The following is a 15,065-nucleotide window of genomic DNA, read 5'->3' on the forward strand; positions in this document are numbered from 1 at the left end:
TCCTTCGCCAACCGGGAGGGATGAAGAATGGAGACTGCAAGAGACACAAAACCAGAAATAGAAACCTCGACTGCCGCTGCCCGCGCCTTAAATGACAACCGGCGCAACCTTTCCTTCGGACGCTCGCCGTTTCCCGACGACGCGGTGGCGCGCATCTTCAAGCCGTCGCGTTCTGTGACCACCTCAGGGAATGCGCGAACAAAGGGCTGGCGGCTCGTTTTCGAGCGTCGCTCCGCGCCGTTTGTCGAACCCTTGATGGGCTATACCGGCGGCAGTGACACACTTGCGCAGGTGGAACTCGAATTCCCCACACTGTAATCCGCCATCCGCTATGCCAGGCGACAAGGGCTGACCTACGTCGTGGAACGGCCGGCAGACAAGGCTGTTGCCTCGGCCAAGAAGAGGAATGGTCGCCAATCGGCTCGCCCATCCCATGCCTTTGCTGATGCGACCTTGGATCGGCTGGGTCTTGCTCGACTTCAGGAAAGGTACGGGCAGGCCATGGATGGCGCGGCAGACCGCGACGATGCGTCCGGCCCGGCCAGCTGGTTCGCCCCGATGGACGTCGTTCGCGATCCGGCGCTATCGCTCGACGCGAAGCGTTCGATCCTGATGAACTGGGCCTGGACGGAATATCTGGCGGATCAGGCGACCAACGAAGGCATGCCGGAGAACGGCCGGCCGTCGCGCCTTTACGAGGTCGAGCAGGCGATGCTCGCGCTTGGGCGAGGCGTTGAAAACGGGCCAGTTCATACAATGAACGATCGCCACGCCGCATGAGGTGAGCCATGGATCCGTATGTCATCTTTGATTGTGAGAAGGCTCTTCCGAACCGGTTCGTGCTGGTGCTTGCTGCGGCAGCGCGAACTCGTGCGCTTAACCGTGGCGCCGAACCGAGACTTGCTTTGCCACACCGGAATGCGAGCGATCTCGCATTGCAGGAGATCGCAGAAGGAGCGTTCAAGGAGAACGAACTGGCGCCGTTCCTGCTCCCCCAAAGGGCCGAAGCGCGTCTCCTGCCGGCCCCGTCCACGACGTCCGAGCTTTGCGTCGACGGCTGTTCGAAGGCTGCCGCCGCATCCGCCGCCTTGCCGACCGAGGCGGTCCATTGATGATGCAACCAACCGATGAGGAGAAATGAACGATGCTGAAGTCCCTGAATTCGAATTACCGGACGGCTTTCGATATCGTCAATATCGTTGCCGGTTTTGGCCTTCTGATCTCGCCCTGGCTGCTCGGCTTCACCGCAGAGACCTATGCCGCCTGGAACGCATGGGTGGTCGGCGCGGCCGTCGCTCTTGTCGCCGCCGCTGCACTCTACGCTTTCCATGAGGTGGAGGAATGGCTCAACCTCGTACTTGGCATTTGGGCGCTGGTTGCCCCCCGGGCACTCGGCTTCTCAGCCGTGACTGCCGCCAGGGGTGCACATCTGATAGCCGGCATTGTCGTCGTGATCGTGGCCGCCGGCAGCATCTGGTTCAGCGACAACCGTCCGTGGTCGACGGCGTGAGGCAACTGAACGGGTCCGGCCGCCGGGCCCGTTCAGTTAACATCATATAAACCTAAAGTGGAGAATTGGACGAGTTCTACACGGAGGAACAAATTCCTTCACGCTTGAAGTATTGGTTATAAAGACACTTAAGCACGGATGCTAAGCGGTTATTTCAGTAAGTTCAGGGAAAAATATTCACATTGCTAGTAGCTTTTCTACGCCGCCGACGATAAAGGATTTCATGCTTAAAAACGCTGCGGCAGGGTCTGAACTATACTGACCTTTTGACAAAGTCTCTACGCGTCCGCTGGACGAGAACACGCCGAGCATCACTGATACCAGATAGACCAAAGCCCGGATCGCCATCTCCCGATTCGCCGCTGGGTAAAGGTCAAGCAGCGCGTCGATGAAAATGTGTGCGGTCTCATCGTATTGATGCGAGATGAGGTCTGCGAAACGTCGGGATTGTGAGATCTGAGCAATCAGGTGCGAATAATGCCTCCAGCCTTCGTCCTCGCTGGCGATCAGGTCGAGCAACGGCGATGTGTAGCATTCGACCAAGGCAACAAGGTCGAAAGTGTCTGAATTCCGGCCGTGCGCAAGCCTTTTGCGACGCAGCTCGGACAGGGATTGGCTCCGCCGGCATATTACCGTTTCGAACAGATGTTCCTTGTTGGGAAAGTGATAGGTCACCACGCTCAGCTTGACTGCGGCCGCCTCGGCGATGTTGCGGACCGACACGGCATCGAAGCCACTTTCGGCGAATAGAGCTTCCGCCGCATCAACAATGGCCGTCCGCTTCTGCTGCGCACCGCGTTGAGGTCTAACTTCTGTTGACATGTACGAGCTCCCTGTCTTACTAATAACAAACTGGACGTACGTACAGTTAGTATATTCTGTCTCTTAGGGTCTTAGCGTTGTTGGGGAGGACATCGCAATGAAATTGATTTCTGATACAGTTGCGCCACGCTGCGAGCGTCGCAACGGGCTGGTCGTCGAATGGGATGTCCCAATTGCCATGCGGGATGGATCTGTACTCTACTGCGACGTATACCGCCCCGAAACGGAGGGCCGTTACCCGGTTTTGATGTCCCATGGTCCCTATGCCAAGGGTCTTTCCTTTGCCGAGGGCTATCCCGCGCAATGGGCCATGTTGACCCGTCATCATCCCGAAATCACGCGCGGAACCACCACCGAATTTGCGAACTGGGAGACGGCGGATCCGGAAAGGTGGGTGCCGTTCGGATATGTCTGCGTGCGGGTGGATTCCCGCGGGTCGGGCATGTCGCCGGGCTATGTCGATCCCTTTTCAGCGCAAGAAACGCAGGACTATTACGATTGCATCGAATGGGCGGCGGAACAGTCATGGAGCACCGGCAAGATCGGCTTGGCGGGGGTCTCCTACTACGCGATGAACCAGTGGCAGGTCGCGGGCCTGAAGCCACCGCATCTGGCTGCGATCTGCCCGTTTGAGGGGGCATCCGACTATTATCGTGATGCGGTGCGCCACGGTGGCATCATGTCCACCTTCTTTGTCCGCTGGTATCCGATGCAGGTCACCAACGCACAGTTCGGGCTGGGTAGCAGGGGCCGGAAGAACCCGGTAACGGGGCGCTCCATCGCGGGCAATGTCGACCTTTCGGATGACGAGCGCGCGTCCAATCGCACTGACATCCGAGCGGACTATCTGGCACATCAATTGATTACCGATCAGTTCTTCCAGGATCGCATCGCCAAGCTGGAGGAGATCGAAGTGCCTGTGCTGTCTTGCGGCAACTGGGGAGGGCAGGGTCTGCACCTGCGCGGCAATGTTGAGGGATTTGTCCGCGCCGGGTCCGATAGGAAATGGCTGGAACTACATGGGCTGGAACACTGGACCGAGTTCTATACCGACTATGGTGTCAGGCTGCAGAAGCAATTTTTCGATCATTTTTTGAAAGGCGCGGACAATGGATGGGATCGCCGTCCGCCGGTACTGCTTCAGGTACGCCACCTCGATAGGTTCGTCGAGCGCGAGGAGCATGAATGGCCGCTGGCCAGGACTGAATGGACGAAGTTCTATCTAAACTCCCGCGACATGTCCCTGTCGACCACCCCCCCGGCCGCGACCCAGGAGGTGCCGTTCCGAGCGAATGACGAGGTTCTGACCTTCCGCAGCGTTCCGTTGGAACGCGAAACCGAAATCACCGGCCCAATGATGGCACATTTGGTGGCTGCTTCAACCACGACCGACGCCGATCTCTTCCTGACACTCCGGGTGTTCGATCCTTCGGGAAAAGAGGTTCTGTTCGTCGGCGCCGTGGACCCGAACGCACCCGTTTCGCTGGGCTGGCTCAGGGCGTCACATCGCAAACTGGATCCTCACCGCTGCGAACCTTACCGGCCGGTACATGCTCATGACGAGCTCCAGCCCCTGGAGCCCGGAGAATTCTATGACCTGGATGTCGAAATCTGGCCCTCTTCCGTCGTGGTGCCCAAGGGCTATGTGATCGCGCTCAGCATCGGCGGGAGAGACTACGATAACGGCCTGCCGGAACCGATGCCCCAGATCTACGGTGTCTCGCAACGCGGCTGTTCGGTCTTCCTGCATGATGACGATAGGGACCGGCCGGACGGGACCTTTAACGGAACCACCACGATACGCACGGGGGATGCCTATGTGATGTTGCCGGTGATTCCAGCGAAATAGCCGGAGCCGGCGATGTCGCAACAGGACCAATGGGCCCTCCGGGAAGGTGGTCGCGCAGCCTACTCCTTCTCTCGGCTCGAAGTCCGGCCGCCGACATACAGCCATCTGGGGAGGAACCATGCGACGTATCATCGACCTTTCAATTCCGATCGACGCGACCACGCCGGCTGATCCGCCGTTTCAGGTGCCGGTGATCGACTATGTCGACCATGACCGCGGCGCCCAGATGCTATGCGCCCAGTTCCCCGGTCTGGCGAGGGATCAGTTGCCGGAGGGAAAGGGCTGGGCTGTAGAGACTGTGACGCTCAGCACCCACAACGGTACGCATCTGGACGCACCTTGGCACTACCATCCGACGATGAACCATGGCGACCGGGCGTGGACCATCGATGAAGTGCCGCTGGACTGGTGCTACCAGCCGGGCGTGAAACTGGACTTCCGGCATTTCCCGGATGGCTATATCGTGACCCCCAAGGACATCGATACCGAGCTAGCGCGGATCGGCTGCACATTGGCGCCTTGCAGATCGTTCTGGTGAACACCGCCGCCGGGGCAGCCTTCGGCAGGCCAGACTATATCGACCGGGGCTGCGGCATCGGGCGCGATGCGACCCTGTATCTGTTGAAAATGGGGGTCTGCCTGACCGGGACCGATGGGTGGAGCTGGGATGCCCCGTTTTCCGCGACGGCGAAGCGATACGCCGATATCGGCGATGCCTCGATCATCTGGGAAGGCCACAAGGCTGGCCGCGAACGGGCCTACTGCCATCTCGAAAAACTCACCAATCTCGATGCGCTCCCCGCCATCGGATTTGACGTCATCTGCTTTCCGGTCAAGGTCGCACGCGGCTCTGCCGGCTGGACCCGGGCGGTAGCGATCCTTCCTTGACCCTTGCAAATTCAGGAGACCGTCATGGCCCGATCCAAGACCATCATCACCTGCGCCATCACAGGGGCGATTCACACGCCGACCATGTCGGACGCCTTGCCCTATACGCCTGATGACATTGCGACACAGGCCATTGAAGCCGCCGAGGCCGGCGCCGCGATCCTGCATCTTCACGCGCGTAGGCGCGAGGATGGCGGTGTGACCATCGACCCCGCACGGTTCCGCGCCTTTCTGCCACAGATCCGGCAGTCGACCCAAGCGGTCGTCAACATTTCCACCGGTGGCAGCCTTCAGCATACGATTGAGGAACGGATTCTACCCGCGCTGACCTTCTCGCCCGAGATGTGTTCGATGAACATGGGTTCTATGAATTTCTCCTTCCATCCGCTGGCGAAACGGTACCAGAGTTGGAAATTCGGATGGGAGAAGGACTATGTTACCGGCTCCGACGGTTTCATCTTTCGCAATACCTTCGCGGATATCGGCAGTGCCGCGCGCCCGCTGGCACCGCATGATGTTCGTTTCGAACACGAGTGCTACGATGTCGGCCATCTCTACAATCTGAAGTTCTGCATAGAGCAGGGCCTGTTCAAGGCGCCGGTCTTCATCCAGTTCGTTCTTGGAATCCTCGGCGGGATCGGTGCCGATCTCGAGAATCTGCTCTTCATGAAGAAGACAGCGGACAAGCTTTTCGGCGATAGCTATCGGTGGTCGGTGCTCGCCGCCGGCGCGGCACAGATACCTCTTGCCACAGCGGCGGCGCAATTGGGAGGCCATGTTCGTGTGGGCCTTGAGGACTCCCTCTTCATCAGTCGAGGTAAACTCGCCGAAAGTAATGCGCAGCAGGTGCGCAAGGTGCGTCAATGTCTTGAAGATCTGGATTATGAAATCGCAACGCCTCAGGAAGCGCGCGAAATCCTAGGACTGAAAGGCGCAGAACATACCAGATTAGCATGATGCCAATTACCTGGGCATCAAAGGTAGATGATCCCAAAAAAAGTCCATTGGCAATGCAGTTCAAGTCGTCTGGAGCGGAGGAGGCAAAAGCGCATCGTTTATGGAATCGCGGATTGTTGAGGGCTTTGTCCACCGAGCGTGGAAGGGAGCCGCGGCCTCCGCCCGACAATCGGCGGTATTGGAATGGCATACTGCATATTCTTCGCGTCAACTGACCGGTAACTAGGGTGGCGACGCCCTCAGAGACAGAGAACGCTTAACCGTGAGCGACTAGTAGCTGGGACGGCTAAAGATGTCAGTGGCGGCGCGCGGGTCACAATGAATCAAGCAATCCCATATCCAGCGAGTTCCATAAGATAGATTATGCAACTTTAGATTGCCGTTTAGATTCATCTACTCGTAATGGGATCGTATGATCTGTTCCACCTGACGATCTACAAGGAATTTCGAATGCGACACTGGCTGGACAAGCTGACCGACCTCGCCGCCATTCCTGGCGACGAAAGCGTTTTGAAGGACGCGCTGGCAACCTTTACCGAACACATCGGTTTTGCAGGCTATGCCTATCTGAACATCCAGCCAGGGCGTTCGCTCGCAATCTCGAACTATCGTCGTGAGTTTCAGTCCGACTATTTCGCGCGAGGCTACCTTGCGATCGACCCCGTCATTCGACGTGCCAAGTCCCTGAAACAAGCTTTCACCTGGAGCGCTAAGCAGGACACCCCGCGGCTAACGAAAGCGGAACGCTCGTTTTTTGCGCATGCAGCCGATTTCGGGATTCGCTCCGGCATCACGGTGCCCATCAAGGCCGCACACGGTTCCATGGCGATGTTCACGCTTGCCTCGGAAAAGCCGGCAGTCGACCTGGACCGCGAGATCGACCCAGTCGAGGCTGCATCCGCGGTCGCGCAGCTTCATGCCCGAATCAATCTCGCTGATCCGACCCCGAGCGTCGAAGAGCCGATTGGTCTCGATCCCAAAGGCGCCGCCTATCTGAGCTGGATCGCTGTCGGCAAAACGATGGAGGAAGCGGCGGACCTCGAGGGCGTCAAGTACAATAGCGTGCGCGTCAAGATCGCCGAAACAAAGAAACGTTTCGACGTGCACACGCTGACCCACCTGACCGCCGTCGCCATTCGCCGAAAGCTGATCTGAGCCTCAGTTCACCGACACTTTTGGGATATAGCCGAGGATGGTGACCAGCGTGTTCACCACATACATCTGCGCGTGCATCTCCGTGCAGGCCTGGATGTAAGTGAGGTGCTGCGCGCCGCCCGCCTCCTTACCGGATTTGTAGGTGTCGGGCAGAGCCTGGAACAGCCGATCTGCATTGCCGACCAGACGCCGATGGGTCCGGATAGCATCCACCGTCAAACTCTCCAGGTCAGCCTTGGGCAGACCTTGCGTCAGCCCGTACACGGGACGCATTTCGAGTTTATCTTCCGATGTCGGCGCGTCCGATGTCATTCGATCCGGTCTCCGGCTTGTCCGCGGTGCGCCCCCGCAAACGTTAATCCCTGATCCCAAGCCGGGGGTTGGAAACTGTACCTGGACAGTCCTGCGACCTTTAGTACCGGAGCACCTGGACATACGTCACAGGCCCCCGGCCAATCGGTCAGAGGATTCTGGTGCTGCAACGGCCAGCACCAACCGCCAGATAGAGGTTTCCACACCTCGGGGCAGCGCGTACTGCCCTATCCGCCCTTATAGAGGGCGGACGCTGAATTCGCCAGTGCAAACATGCACATGATCAAGTAGGTCGTTCGAGGAATGTCGCGAGCGTCAGGGTCTGTCCGCACCAATTCCAGAAAGATCAACACGGATACCGGCCTTGTTCGGATCGTCGCTCCGGACTCCGTCCGTGACAGGATCGCTCACGTCCACCGCAGCAGGATCTGCTGACTGCTCGATAGCGTCGCTCGCAGGCTCCTCCTGACCAGGTTGAGGTATCTCCAACGCACCAGGATCCGGTGCCCGAAACACCGCCGTTCCCTCGAAATACCCCGTCTGCCAGGCGATGATCGCATCGTCGAGAACCACGGGAAGAGCCTCACTCCCGGTGGGATTGCCGTACCATTTGGTAACGATACGATAGACTTTGGCGAAGAGCGCGGTGCCCATGCGGATATTTTCACAAGGATCGACAAGGTCAGGTCTCAGCGCTCCGGCCTCCAGGATGCCGAGACCGGCTGGATATTGCGTGATGCCGACCCGAATGACGTTGCGCCCAATATGCTGGCGGACCAGTTCCATCGCCTCGTCCGGCGTTCCCGGCTTCGGCACCAGCACCACGCGGTTTCCGGATCGGACCGTGATCGCGAGCGGATCCTGCGACCCCGCCCGCTCAATGAACTGTTCGACAATCGCGGGTTTCAGGCCGGGATCGGCGCATTGTTTGATGAGGGCGGCATCGACCATCTGATTGTCTCCGTTATGTGTTGAAGGCCATGACGACGGGCAAGTCGAAGAGCTTAGCCCATGCGGCAACGCTCGCCTTCTGGATCGCGATGATCGAGGTGCCCCTGGTCCACCAGCCATTGCCGGTAGCGACGATGACGGCGGGTGAATGCAGCATCGATTGCAGCACCGGCCAGAGGATGAGTTGCTCATAGCAGATGAGCGGCGCGATCCTCGTTGCTCCAACCTCCGCGACCGGGTTCGCGAACAGGTGCGCCTGGGCGCCGCCGCCCTGCCCTGTCCAACGCAACCATGGCTGCCACATGGAAACCGGAACCGGCATGCGCTCCTTGTAGAGGATGCCAGCGGCGCCGGAACCAACCGCCACCATGACATTGTCGTAGCCTTGCGCATCGATGACGGCGGCGCCGGCGACGACCGTGACGTCGAGCCCGTTCAACCCCTCCCGCCAAAGGCGAGCGACCGTCGGCGTCCAGAAGCCGAGCGCGCTCTCCGGAAAGACGACAACGTGCGCGCCCTTACTTGCGGATATGCGCGCTGTGGCGATCAGGCCACGGTGATGCTCGAGCGACCCGTCCCGGCCAAGGCTTCGTCCCAATTCAAGGTCGACGCCCATCCATCCTTCCGGTAGCTTCGGCTCTGTCCACATTGCGGCGGACCAGAGCCAGAAGCCAGCGAGGCCAAGGACAGCTGCCGGCCGATATCTCATCACCATGACGAGCAGGCCGGCTGCAGTTGCGAGCAATCCCCACCATCCCCACCCGGGAAACAGTACCCCGGCTGCGGTCAGCGGATTCGCCCATCCAGTGATGCCGAAGGGCGGCAGCCCCGTCAGCACCGCCGCCGCCAGATAACGCACTGCCCTCGCCCTTCCCGGATGCCTTGTCCAGAGCGCCGCATGCACGGCGACGAAGGAGAGTGAGGCCGCTAGCCAAAGCAGAAGGCCGGGCCAGAGATCGGCGGCATAGAAGTTGGCGACGCCCAGCGGCAAACCACGCGAAGCGACCAGAAAATAGCCGGCCGACACGAGGGCCGCGACCACGCGCGACCGCGACATCGCCCAGAGCGCCGGGAAGAACATCGCGGTCGGAAGAGCGAGCACATTGCCGCTCCAGCCGAGTGAGCCGCAGACGACGGAGGCGACGATGAGCAACGCAGATCGCCAAAGGCCAGAAATGTGATCAAGGATCGAAGGTGAGGATCGGCCGGGCGACGCCGAGGAGGCCGCGGTCCGGAACCGGCCCAAAATATCGGGAATCATAGGAGCTCGCAAAAGAGGAATGGAGATAGAGATGTCCTGATGGCACGATGCCACCTGGATATGGCGTGATCGTCCTGCCCTCTCCGTCCGTCTTCCGGACGGCGGATGCGGCAAGGGAACCGCCGTCGATCGCGACGTGATCCGTAATTTCGACATGCTGTCCGGGAAGCGCGGCGACCGTCTTGATCAGCGGCGCAAACCCACCGGCGCACAAGCCCCGCCGGAGATATCCTCGCAGTCGCGCTTCCTCGAACGGCGCAGTCGGGGGCGAGCAGATGAAGACGAGATCTCCTGCCTCGACCGGACGATTGAGTTTCTCGATGCGCCAGAGCCCGAGCGGCTCGCTCGGCGTCAGGTTCAGCCGATAGCCACCGACGACCGCAGCCGTGATGAGGCCCGCGATAGCAACCATTGACGTGCTCAACAGCATGATCGCACGGCGCCGCTTCATTGCTTCACAACCGGAGTCCGGCGTTGCGCGAGACGCAATTCCTCGACCTGCCGCAGGGTCTCGGTCGTACGCTCATGGGCGGCGAGCTGCTGGGCCGTGCGCATGACCGGCCAGGCTTCCTTGAGACGTTCCTTCTCTTGGTGGGAGAGGCCTTCGGAGAGTTTGTCGAAGAGTTTGCCCGATGGCTCACGCGCAGCGTTGGTGAGCAAGGTGCGCTCGCCGAAGCGTTCGGTGACGGCCTTGTTGAACCCGTCGATCTCCAGCTTCGTCTCGCGGTTGCTCAGCGCATATGCAAGGGCGGCGGGAAGATCGTTGCGGTCGATCGCATCGCGCACGCGCTCGAGCACCGCGCGTGCATCAGGCGACAGGGCCGGGATGTCGATCGAGACGCGCTGGCGCAGCGCCTGTTCGTCAGCCGCCATGCGCTGTGTGGCGCTTTCGCGCATGTGGAGATAGCGTTCGAGGTCGCGCTTCAGGGCGGGCACATTGACCTCGGCGACGCGTCGCGCCTCGCGCTCCGTCTTGCTGGCAAGAATGTCGGTCTTGCCCCTGAGCGGACCGATCGACGCCGGCTCGGCCTCAAGCTTCTGAAGCACCTGTCGCGCCGCGTCTCTATCCGCCAGCACGGCGTCGAAATTCATTGCCCGGAAGGCGGTTTCGGGATCGGCGAAGACGTAAGCGAACCGGATCGAAACCTCCTCCCATTGCTTCTTCAAGGCCGGATCAGCGTCGAGCCTCTCGCTGACCGTTTCTGCGACGGGATTCTCGAACCGGGTGATGCCGGCGACCATGGGTTTCAACTCCTTGACTGATTGGGTTGCCGGCGATTGCCGCAAGCCAAGCCGTTCGCCGAGAGCGCGAAGGCGGTTGGTGAGATCGGCCAGCTTGCTTTTCTGCCGCAGTGTCCAGTCGAGCCGGTCGCGCAGCAATGTTCGCGCCACGTGAACGATGTGCAGGCCTCGGTTTTCGGCAAAGCGAAGCGCCTCGCGGTAAAGCGTGCCGCGCTCGTAATCGAGGGTTGCTTCCTTGGCATTCTTCCGGGAGAGAACCTTGCTCAGCCCGCCGTTCATCTCGAACGAGCGGCGCCCGAAATAGACCTGCAGATCCTCCCGATGGCGCGTCATCGCGACATAGGTAAGGTGGCGATCCAGAGAGAGTGAAGCCAGCACCTTCACCCTGTCGACGGTCGCGCCTTGGGCTTTGTGGATCGTGGTGGCGTAGCCGTGATCGAGGTTGCTGTAGATGTGGCTCTCGACCATCACTTGCCGACGCTGATCGCCCTCACCCACGGCGACGGTGATGCGGTTCGCCGCCGCCTCTACCACATGACCGATCATGCCATTCTTGACTGCGAGCGAGCCGTCGTTCTTCAGGAAGACGATCTGGTCGCCGGCGTCGAAACGGCGGGTGCCGTCGGCGGTTTTGAAGGTGTGGCCCTCTCCGACGATCCCGCGTTCGACCAACTTTTCGCGTGCCATGACATTGAGCATGCGCACATCGCGTCGAAGATGGGCGACGATCAGCGTCGTCTTCGTCTGATCATAGTCGTGGTTCCAGTCGGCGATCAGCCTCTCGACGGCTTCAGACTTCAGGCGCGCGCCGAGCACCCTGCCTGCACCCTGGTATGCGGCGAGGGCTTGGCCGACATTGCCGCGCGCAAGATCGAGTTACACATTCGGAACCACCCTAATGTTACAGAATTGCCATCGCCCGCATCGGATACGCTCGCGTCAGCACCTCAGATCAGGATCTCGGTATTCAGAACGAGCGTCTGAAGGTCGCAGGTTGCGAAATCATCCGATCAGAAACCGGATCGGGAGCGTCCCGGAAGGGGCGATCCGAGCTGGAAACCATTATGCAGTTTCTGCATGCGGGCGACGAGCTGGTGGTTCTGCGACTTGATCGGCTCGGCCGTTCCACACGCGACGTTCTCAATCTCGTTCATGAGCTTGATGAAAAGGGCGCGTCGCTCCGCATTCTTGAGCCCGAAGTTACGACAGCCGGAAGCATGGGTCGAATGGTCATCACCACACTCGGCATGGTCGCCGACTTGGAACTCAAGTTCATCAAAGACAGGCAACGGGCGGGCATCGACGCGGCAAAAGCTGACGGCAGCTATAAGGGCAGGAAGAAGAATGTCGATGACGCGGAAATCCGCAGGCGGATCGCTGCTGGCGCAACGAAAGCCGCCGTTGCTCGTGACCTGAACATTTCCAGGATGACTGTCTACCGCGCCTTGGAAGGTCAAGGTTCGCAGCCCACTTCAGCGTGATTGCACGTTCGCCATCTGTTCTTTGAGTTGGCCAAAATCGCAGCTTCGGGCCGACTGGGCCAATCCGCATATGCGGCGGCTACTCGGGGCTTGATGGGTGGAATCGTCGATTCAATAAGTGGATTCAGGCCGATGACTGAAGAGGACTTTGTTGGATGCCGAGACGGCAGGTGATAGTCGATGGTCTCCCGACCCTCCGCCAGGTGCGGGATCCGATTATCGAACTCGATTGCCGGCTGTGCCGGCGTCGCGGCAACCATGAGCGGAAACGGCTGGTAAAGGTCTTTGGCGCCGGCGTCACCTTCGCGGAACTCCGCCGACGGATGACGGTGGGCTGCGAGAGAATGCATACGGCTGAAGGCGACCGATGCGGCGCCTATTTCCCGTGTCTGGTGGAGACGGTATCCTTGCCGGACGAAGGCTGAGCCATGGACCAGAACGAACGCACATCGGCCGCGCAAGGTCATCCATGTGGACATGGATGCTTTCTACGCGTCGGTCGAGCAGCGCGACAATCCGGAACTCCGGGGAAAGCCGGTCGCCGTCGGCGGCTCGGTCGCTCGCGGCGTCGTGGCTGCGGCCAGTTACGAGGCACGCAAGTTCGGCGTCCACTCGGCCATGCCGTCGGTCACCGCCAAGCGCAAATGCCCCGACCTGATCTTCGTCCGGCCGCGTTTCGACGTCTACCGTGCCGTCTCCATGCAGATCCGCGAGATCTTCGCGGAATACACGCCGATGATCGAACCGCTGTCGCTCGACGAAGCCTATCTCGACGTAACGGAAAATCTCAAGGGCATGGAGATCGCGACCGAGATCGCCACGGAAATCCGGGCGAAGATCAAGGCCGCCACCGGTCTGAATGCCTCGGCGGGCATCAGCTACAATAAATTCCTGGCCAAGATGGCGAGCGACCTCAACAAGCCGAACGGCCAGGCGGTGATCACGCCGAAGAATGGTCCCGCCTTTGTGCAGGGTCTGCCGGTGAAGAAGTTTCATGGGGTGGGTCCGGCCACGGCAATGCACCGTCTCGGAATCGAAACCGGCGCCGATCTATTCGGCAAGGACCTCGATTTCCTGATCGAGCACTTCGGCAAGTCTGGACCTTATTTCTATGGCATTGCCAGGGGCATCGACAATCGCGAGGTCAAGCCGGATCGGATCCGCAAATCCGTCGGTGCCGAGGACACCTTTGCCGAAGATGTTCATGCCTACGATCCGGCACGCGAGGGTATCCAGCCATTGATCGAGAAGGTCTGGGGTTATTGCGAGACGAATGGTATCAGCGCCAAGACGGTCACCTTGAAGGTCAAGTATTCGGATTTCCAGCAGATCACCCGCAGCAAGACGGTGCCGGCACCGCTGTCTTCGATCTCGGACCTGGAGGAGATTGTCCGTTTCGTTCTTCAGCCGATCTTTCCGGCGAGAAGAGGCATCCGGCTGCTCGGGGTCACCCTGTCTTCGCTGGAGCAGATAACTGACACGGTCGCCTCTCAGCTGGCCTTGCCACTCGCGTAGTCATCGATTTAGTCATCGCAACCACATGTACTCGTTTGATGCCCAAATCGGTTTCAGGCTTTTGCTTTTCGTCTCGTCTATGTGCTCCACGTTGCGACTCTGCTAAATCGAAGCGATGAGCTACTCTGATTTTATCATCTACGTCGATGAGAGCGGCGACCACAGCCTGACCTCCATCGACGTCAACTATCCTATTTTTGTCCTGTCATTCTGCATCTTCGAGAAATCTCGGTATTCCGCTCTTGCCAGTCGGGATCTTCATGATTTCAAGTTCAGATGGTTCGGCCACGACAGCTACGTACTGCATGAAAGCGACATCGTGAAACGGCGATTTCCGTTCAGCTTCTTGCAATATGACGATATTCGAAATGCTTTTATGGAAGATCTTTCGAGCGTCCTCGAGGCGGCTCCAATGACGGTGATTTCCGCTGTTATTAGGAAGGATGCGTTGAGGCGGCGATACGCGAATCCCGAGAACCCATACCAGCTTGCGCTCCTCTTCTGCCTAGAGAAGGCGAACGAGTTTCTACGCTCACGAAACGATGAAGGCGAGTGCCACATTGTCTGCGAGTCTCGCAGTCCGCGCGAGAAACCCGGACGCGGAAAGGAAGATTTGGAACTTGAACTTGAGTTTCGGAGGATTACCACCGGTCAGCACTATTTACAGGCGGCCGGAGCATCCATGCCTGATTTCGAGATCAACTTCGTCTCTAAACAAGCGAACAGCGCTGGCCTTCAATTGGCAGATTTGATCGCACGCCCAATAGGCCTGCGAATTTTGCGCCCGCAACAGCCGAACCGGGCATTCGACATCATCCAGCCGAAGATCTGGAGAGGCCCTCAGGATCAAAGCTCGTGGTATGGCCTGAAAGTCTTTCCTTGAAAGCGAAAGGCCCCGGTAAACCGAGGCCACGACGCCGACCGGGAACGAACCCCAATCCATTTGATCTCTATATATAGGGTTCCTAACCGCACCGCAAGGGATCAAGCTTGGTCACCTTGAAAGGGATGCGAGCCGCCAGCTCCGCCACTACATAATCTTGCAGTTCAGCGGATACGAACCGACGACCCAGTTATTTACTTCGTCACGGAAATCGATTTGTCATCGCTGCACAGTTTGAT

General features: G+C 59.4%; 13 protein-coding genes and 3 pseudogenes. 10 read left to right on the forward strand and 6 right to left on the reverse strand.

All coding sequences use genetic code 11. From position 1 onward, the window contains the following. The first annotated feature begins 27 nt into the window (after positions 1 to 27). The 3 genes and pseudogenes from K0P03_RS35730 to K0P03_RS33205 all read left to right on the forward strand — a co-directional run bounded on the left by K0P03_RS35730 (position 28) and on the right by K0P03_RS33205 (position 1,510). A pseudogene (locus tag K0P03_RS35730) lies at positions 28 to 780 on the forward strand (NADH dehydrogenase ubiquinone Fe-S protein 4). A gap of 8 nt (positions 781 to 788) precedes the next feature. Continuing rightward, positions 789 to 1,112 (forward strand): DNA-directed RNA polymerase subunit omega, encoded by a 324-nt coding sequence (gene rpoZ, locus K0P03_RS33200; RefSeq protein WP_272791941.1) that lies wholly within the window; start codon positions 789 to 791, stop codon positions 1,110 to 1,112. A gap of 32 nt (positions 1,113 to 1,144) precedes the next feature. Continuing rightward, positions 1,145 to 1,510 (forward strand): SPW repeat protein, encoded by a 366-nt coding sequence (locus K0P03_RS33205; protein WP_272791942.1) that lies wholly within the window; start codon positions 1,145 to 1,147, stop codon positions 1,508 to 1,510. A 177-nt stretch (positions 1,511 to 1,687) separates the two neighbouring features. On the opposite strand, the gene K0P03_RS33210 is transcribed toward K0P03_RS33205, so the two are convergent. Next, entirely contained in the window at positions 1,688 to 2,332 is a 645-nt protein-coding gene (locus tag K0P03_RS33210) for a TetR/AcrR family transcriptional regulator (RefSeq protein WP_272791943.1), read from the reverse strand. Positions 2,333 to 2,429: 97 nt separating this feature from the next. On the opposite strand from K0P03_RS33210, the gene K0P03_RS33215 reads away from it, so the two are divergent. From K0P03_RS33215 to traR, 4 genes and pseudogenes are all read left to right on the forward strand, one after another. Then, positions 2,430 to 4,181, forward strand: a complete 1,752-nt coding sequence (locus K0P03_RS33215) for a CocE/NonD family hydrolase (protein WP_272791944.1) — start codon at positions 2,430 to 2,432, stop codon at positions 4,179 to 4,181. A 118-nt stretch (positions 4,182 to 4,299) separates the two neighbouring features. Further along, positions 4,300 to 5,069, forward strand: a pseudogene (locus tag K0P03_RS33220) (cyclase family protein). Between the two features lie 24 nt (positions 5,070 to 5,093). Next, positions 5,094 to 6,026 carry a 3-keto-5-aminohexanoate cleavage protein gene (locus tag K0P03_RS33225; RefSeq protein WP_272791945.1) on the forward strand — a complete coding sequence of 311 codons (933 nt, stop codon included), beginning with the start codon at positions 5,094 to 5,096 and terminating at the stop codon, positions 6,024 to 6,026. 450 nt (positions 6,027 to 6,476) lie between these two features. Next, entirely contained in the window at positions 6,477 to 7,181 is a 705-nt protein-coding gene (traR, locus tag K0P03_RS33230; RefSeq protein ID WP_272791946.1) for an autoinducer-binding transcriptional regulator TraR, read from the forward strand. A gap of 3 nt (positions 7,182 to 7,184) precedes the next feature. Here the strand turns inward: traR and K0P03_RS33235 are convergent, their stop codons facing one another. The 5 genes and pseudogenes from K0P03_RS33235 to K0P03_RS33255 form a co-directional block, all read right to left on the reverse strand. After that, complete coding sequence (locus K0P03_RS33235) at positions 7,185 to 7,493, reverse strand: transcriptional repressor TraM (protein ID WP_272791947.1); 309 nt, start codon at positions 7,491 to 7,493, stop codon at positions 7,185 to 7,187. A gap of 315 nt (positions 7,494 to 7,808) precedes the next feature. Further along, entirely contained in the window at positions 7,809 to 8,444 is a 636-nt protein-coding gene (locus K0P03_RS33240) for a TraH family protein (protein WP_272791948.1), read from the reverse strand. A 13-nt stretch (positions 8,445 to 8,457) separates the two neighbouring features. Continuing rightward, positions 8,458 to 9,597: a conjugal transfer protein TraB gene (locus K0P03_RS33245; protein WP_272791915.1), complete on the reverse strand. Its 1,140-nt coding sequence runs from the start codon at positions 9,595 to 9,597 to the stop codon at positions 8,458 to 8,460. A gap of 28 nt (positions 9,598 to 9,625) precedes the next feature. After that, on the reverse strand, positions 9,626 to 10,117 hold the full coding sequence (gene traF, locus K0P03_RS33250; RefSeq protein WP_272791914.1) for a conjugative transfer signal peptidase TraF: 492 nt from the start codon (positions 10,115 to 10,117) through the stop codon (positions 9,626 to 9,628). Between the two features lie 35 nt (positions 10,118 to 10,152). Continuing rightward, positions 10,153 to 11,823 (reverse strand): annotated as a pseudogene (locus K0P03_RS33255) (BID domain-containing protein); the annotation flags it as partial. Positions 11,824 to 11,927: 104 nt separating this feature from the next. Between K0P03_RS33255 and K0P03_RS33260 the strand changes: the two are divergent. The 3 genes from K0P03_RS33260 (at position 11,928) to K0P03_RS33275 (ending at position 14,826) form a co-directional block, all read left to right on the forward strand. Beyond that, a complete protein-coding gene (locus K0P03_RS33260) occupies positions 11,928 to 12,428 on the forward strand; it encodes a recombinase family protein (RefSeq protein WP_272791993.1) in 501 nt (166 codons plus the stop codon). A 378-nt stretch (positions 12,429 to 12,806) separates the two neighbouring features. Further along, positions 12,807 to 13,943 (forward strand): DNA polymerase IV, encoded by a 1,137-nt coding sequence (gene dinB, locus K0P03_RS33270; protein ID WP_443020639.1) that lies wholly within the window; start codon positions 12,807 to 12,809, stop codon positions 13,941 to 13,943. 115 nt (positions 13,944 to 14,058) lie between these two features. Next, positions 14,059 to 14,826, forward strand: a complete 768-nt coding sequence (locus K0P03_RS33275) for a DUF3800 domain-containing protein (RefSeq protein ID WP_272791951.1) — start codon at positions 14,059 to 14,061, stop codon at positions 14,824 to 14,826. Positions 14,827 to 15,065 lie beyond the last annotated feature (239 nt).

Origin of the sequence: Shinella sp. HY16, from assembly GCF_028534175.1 — a bacterium.
In the GTDB taxonomy this organism is placed as follows: domain Bacteria; phylum Pseudomonadota; class Alphaproteobacteria; order Rhizobiales; family Rhizobiaceae; genus Shinella.

Excerpts from the sequence above, each read along its gene's own strand:
- rpoZ (WP_272791941.1), top strand. The coding sequence starts at position 789 with ATGGATCCGTATGTCATCTTTGATTGTGAGAAGGCTCTTCCGAACCGG.
- K0P03_RS33205 (WP_272791942.1), top strand. The coding sequence starts at position 1,145 with ATGCTGAAGTCCCTGAATTCGAATTACCGGACGGCTTTCGATATCGTC.
- K0P03_RS33210 (WP_272791943.1), bottom strand. The coding sequence starts at position 2,332 with ATGTCAACAGAAGTTAGACCTCAACGCGGTGCGCAGCAGAAGCGGACG.
- K0P03_RS33215 (WP_272791944.1), top strand. The coding sequence starts at position 2,430 with ATGAAATTGATTTCTGATACAGTTGCGCCACGCTGCGAGCGTCGCAAC.
- K0P03_RS33225 (WP_272791945.1), top strand. The coding sequence starts at position 5,094 with ATGGCCCGATCCAAGACCATCATCACCTGCGCCATCACAGGGGCGATT.
- traR (WP_272791946.1), top strand. The coding sequence starts at position 6,477 with ATGCGACACTGGCTGGACAAGCTGACCGACCTCGCCGCCATTCCTGGC.
- K0P03_RS33235 (WP_272791947.1), bottom strand. The coding sequence starts at position 7,493 with ATGACATCGGACGCGCCGACATCGGAAGATAAACTCGAAATGCGTCCC.
- K0P03_RS33240 (WP_272791948.1), bottom strand. The coding sequence starts at position 8,444 with ATGGTCGATGCCGCCCTCATCAAACAATGCGCCGATCCCGGCCTGAAA.
- traF (WP_272791914.1), bottom strand. The coding sequence starts at position 10,117 with ATGGTTGCTATCGCGGGCCTCATCACGGCTGCGGTCGTCGGTGGCTAT.
- K0P03_RS33275 (WP_272791951.1), top strand. The coding sequence starts at position 14,059 with ATGAGCTACTCTGATTTTATCATCTACGTCGATGAGAGCGGCGACCAC.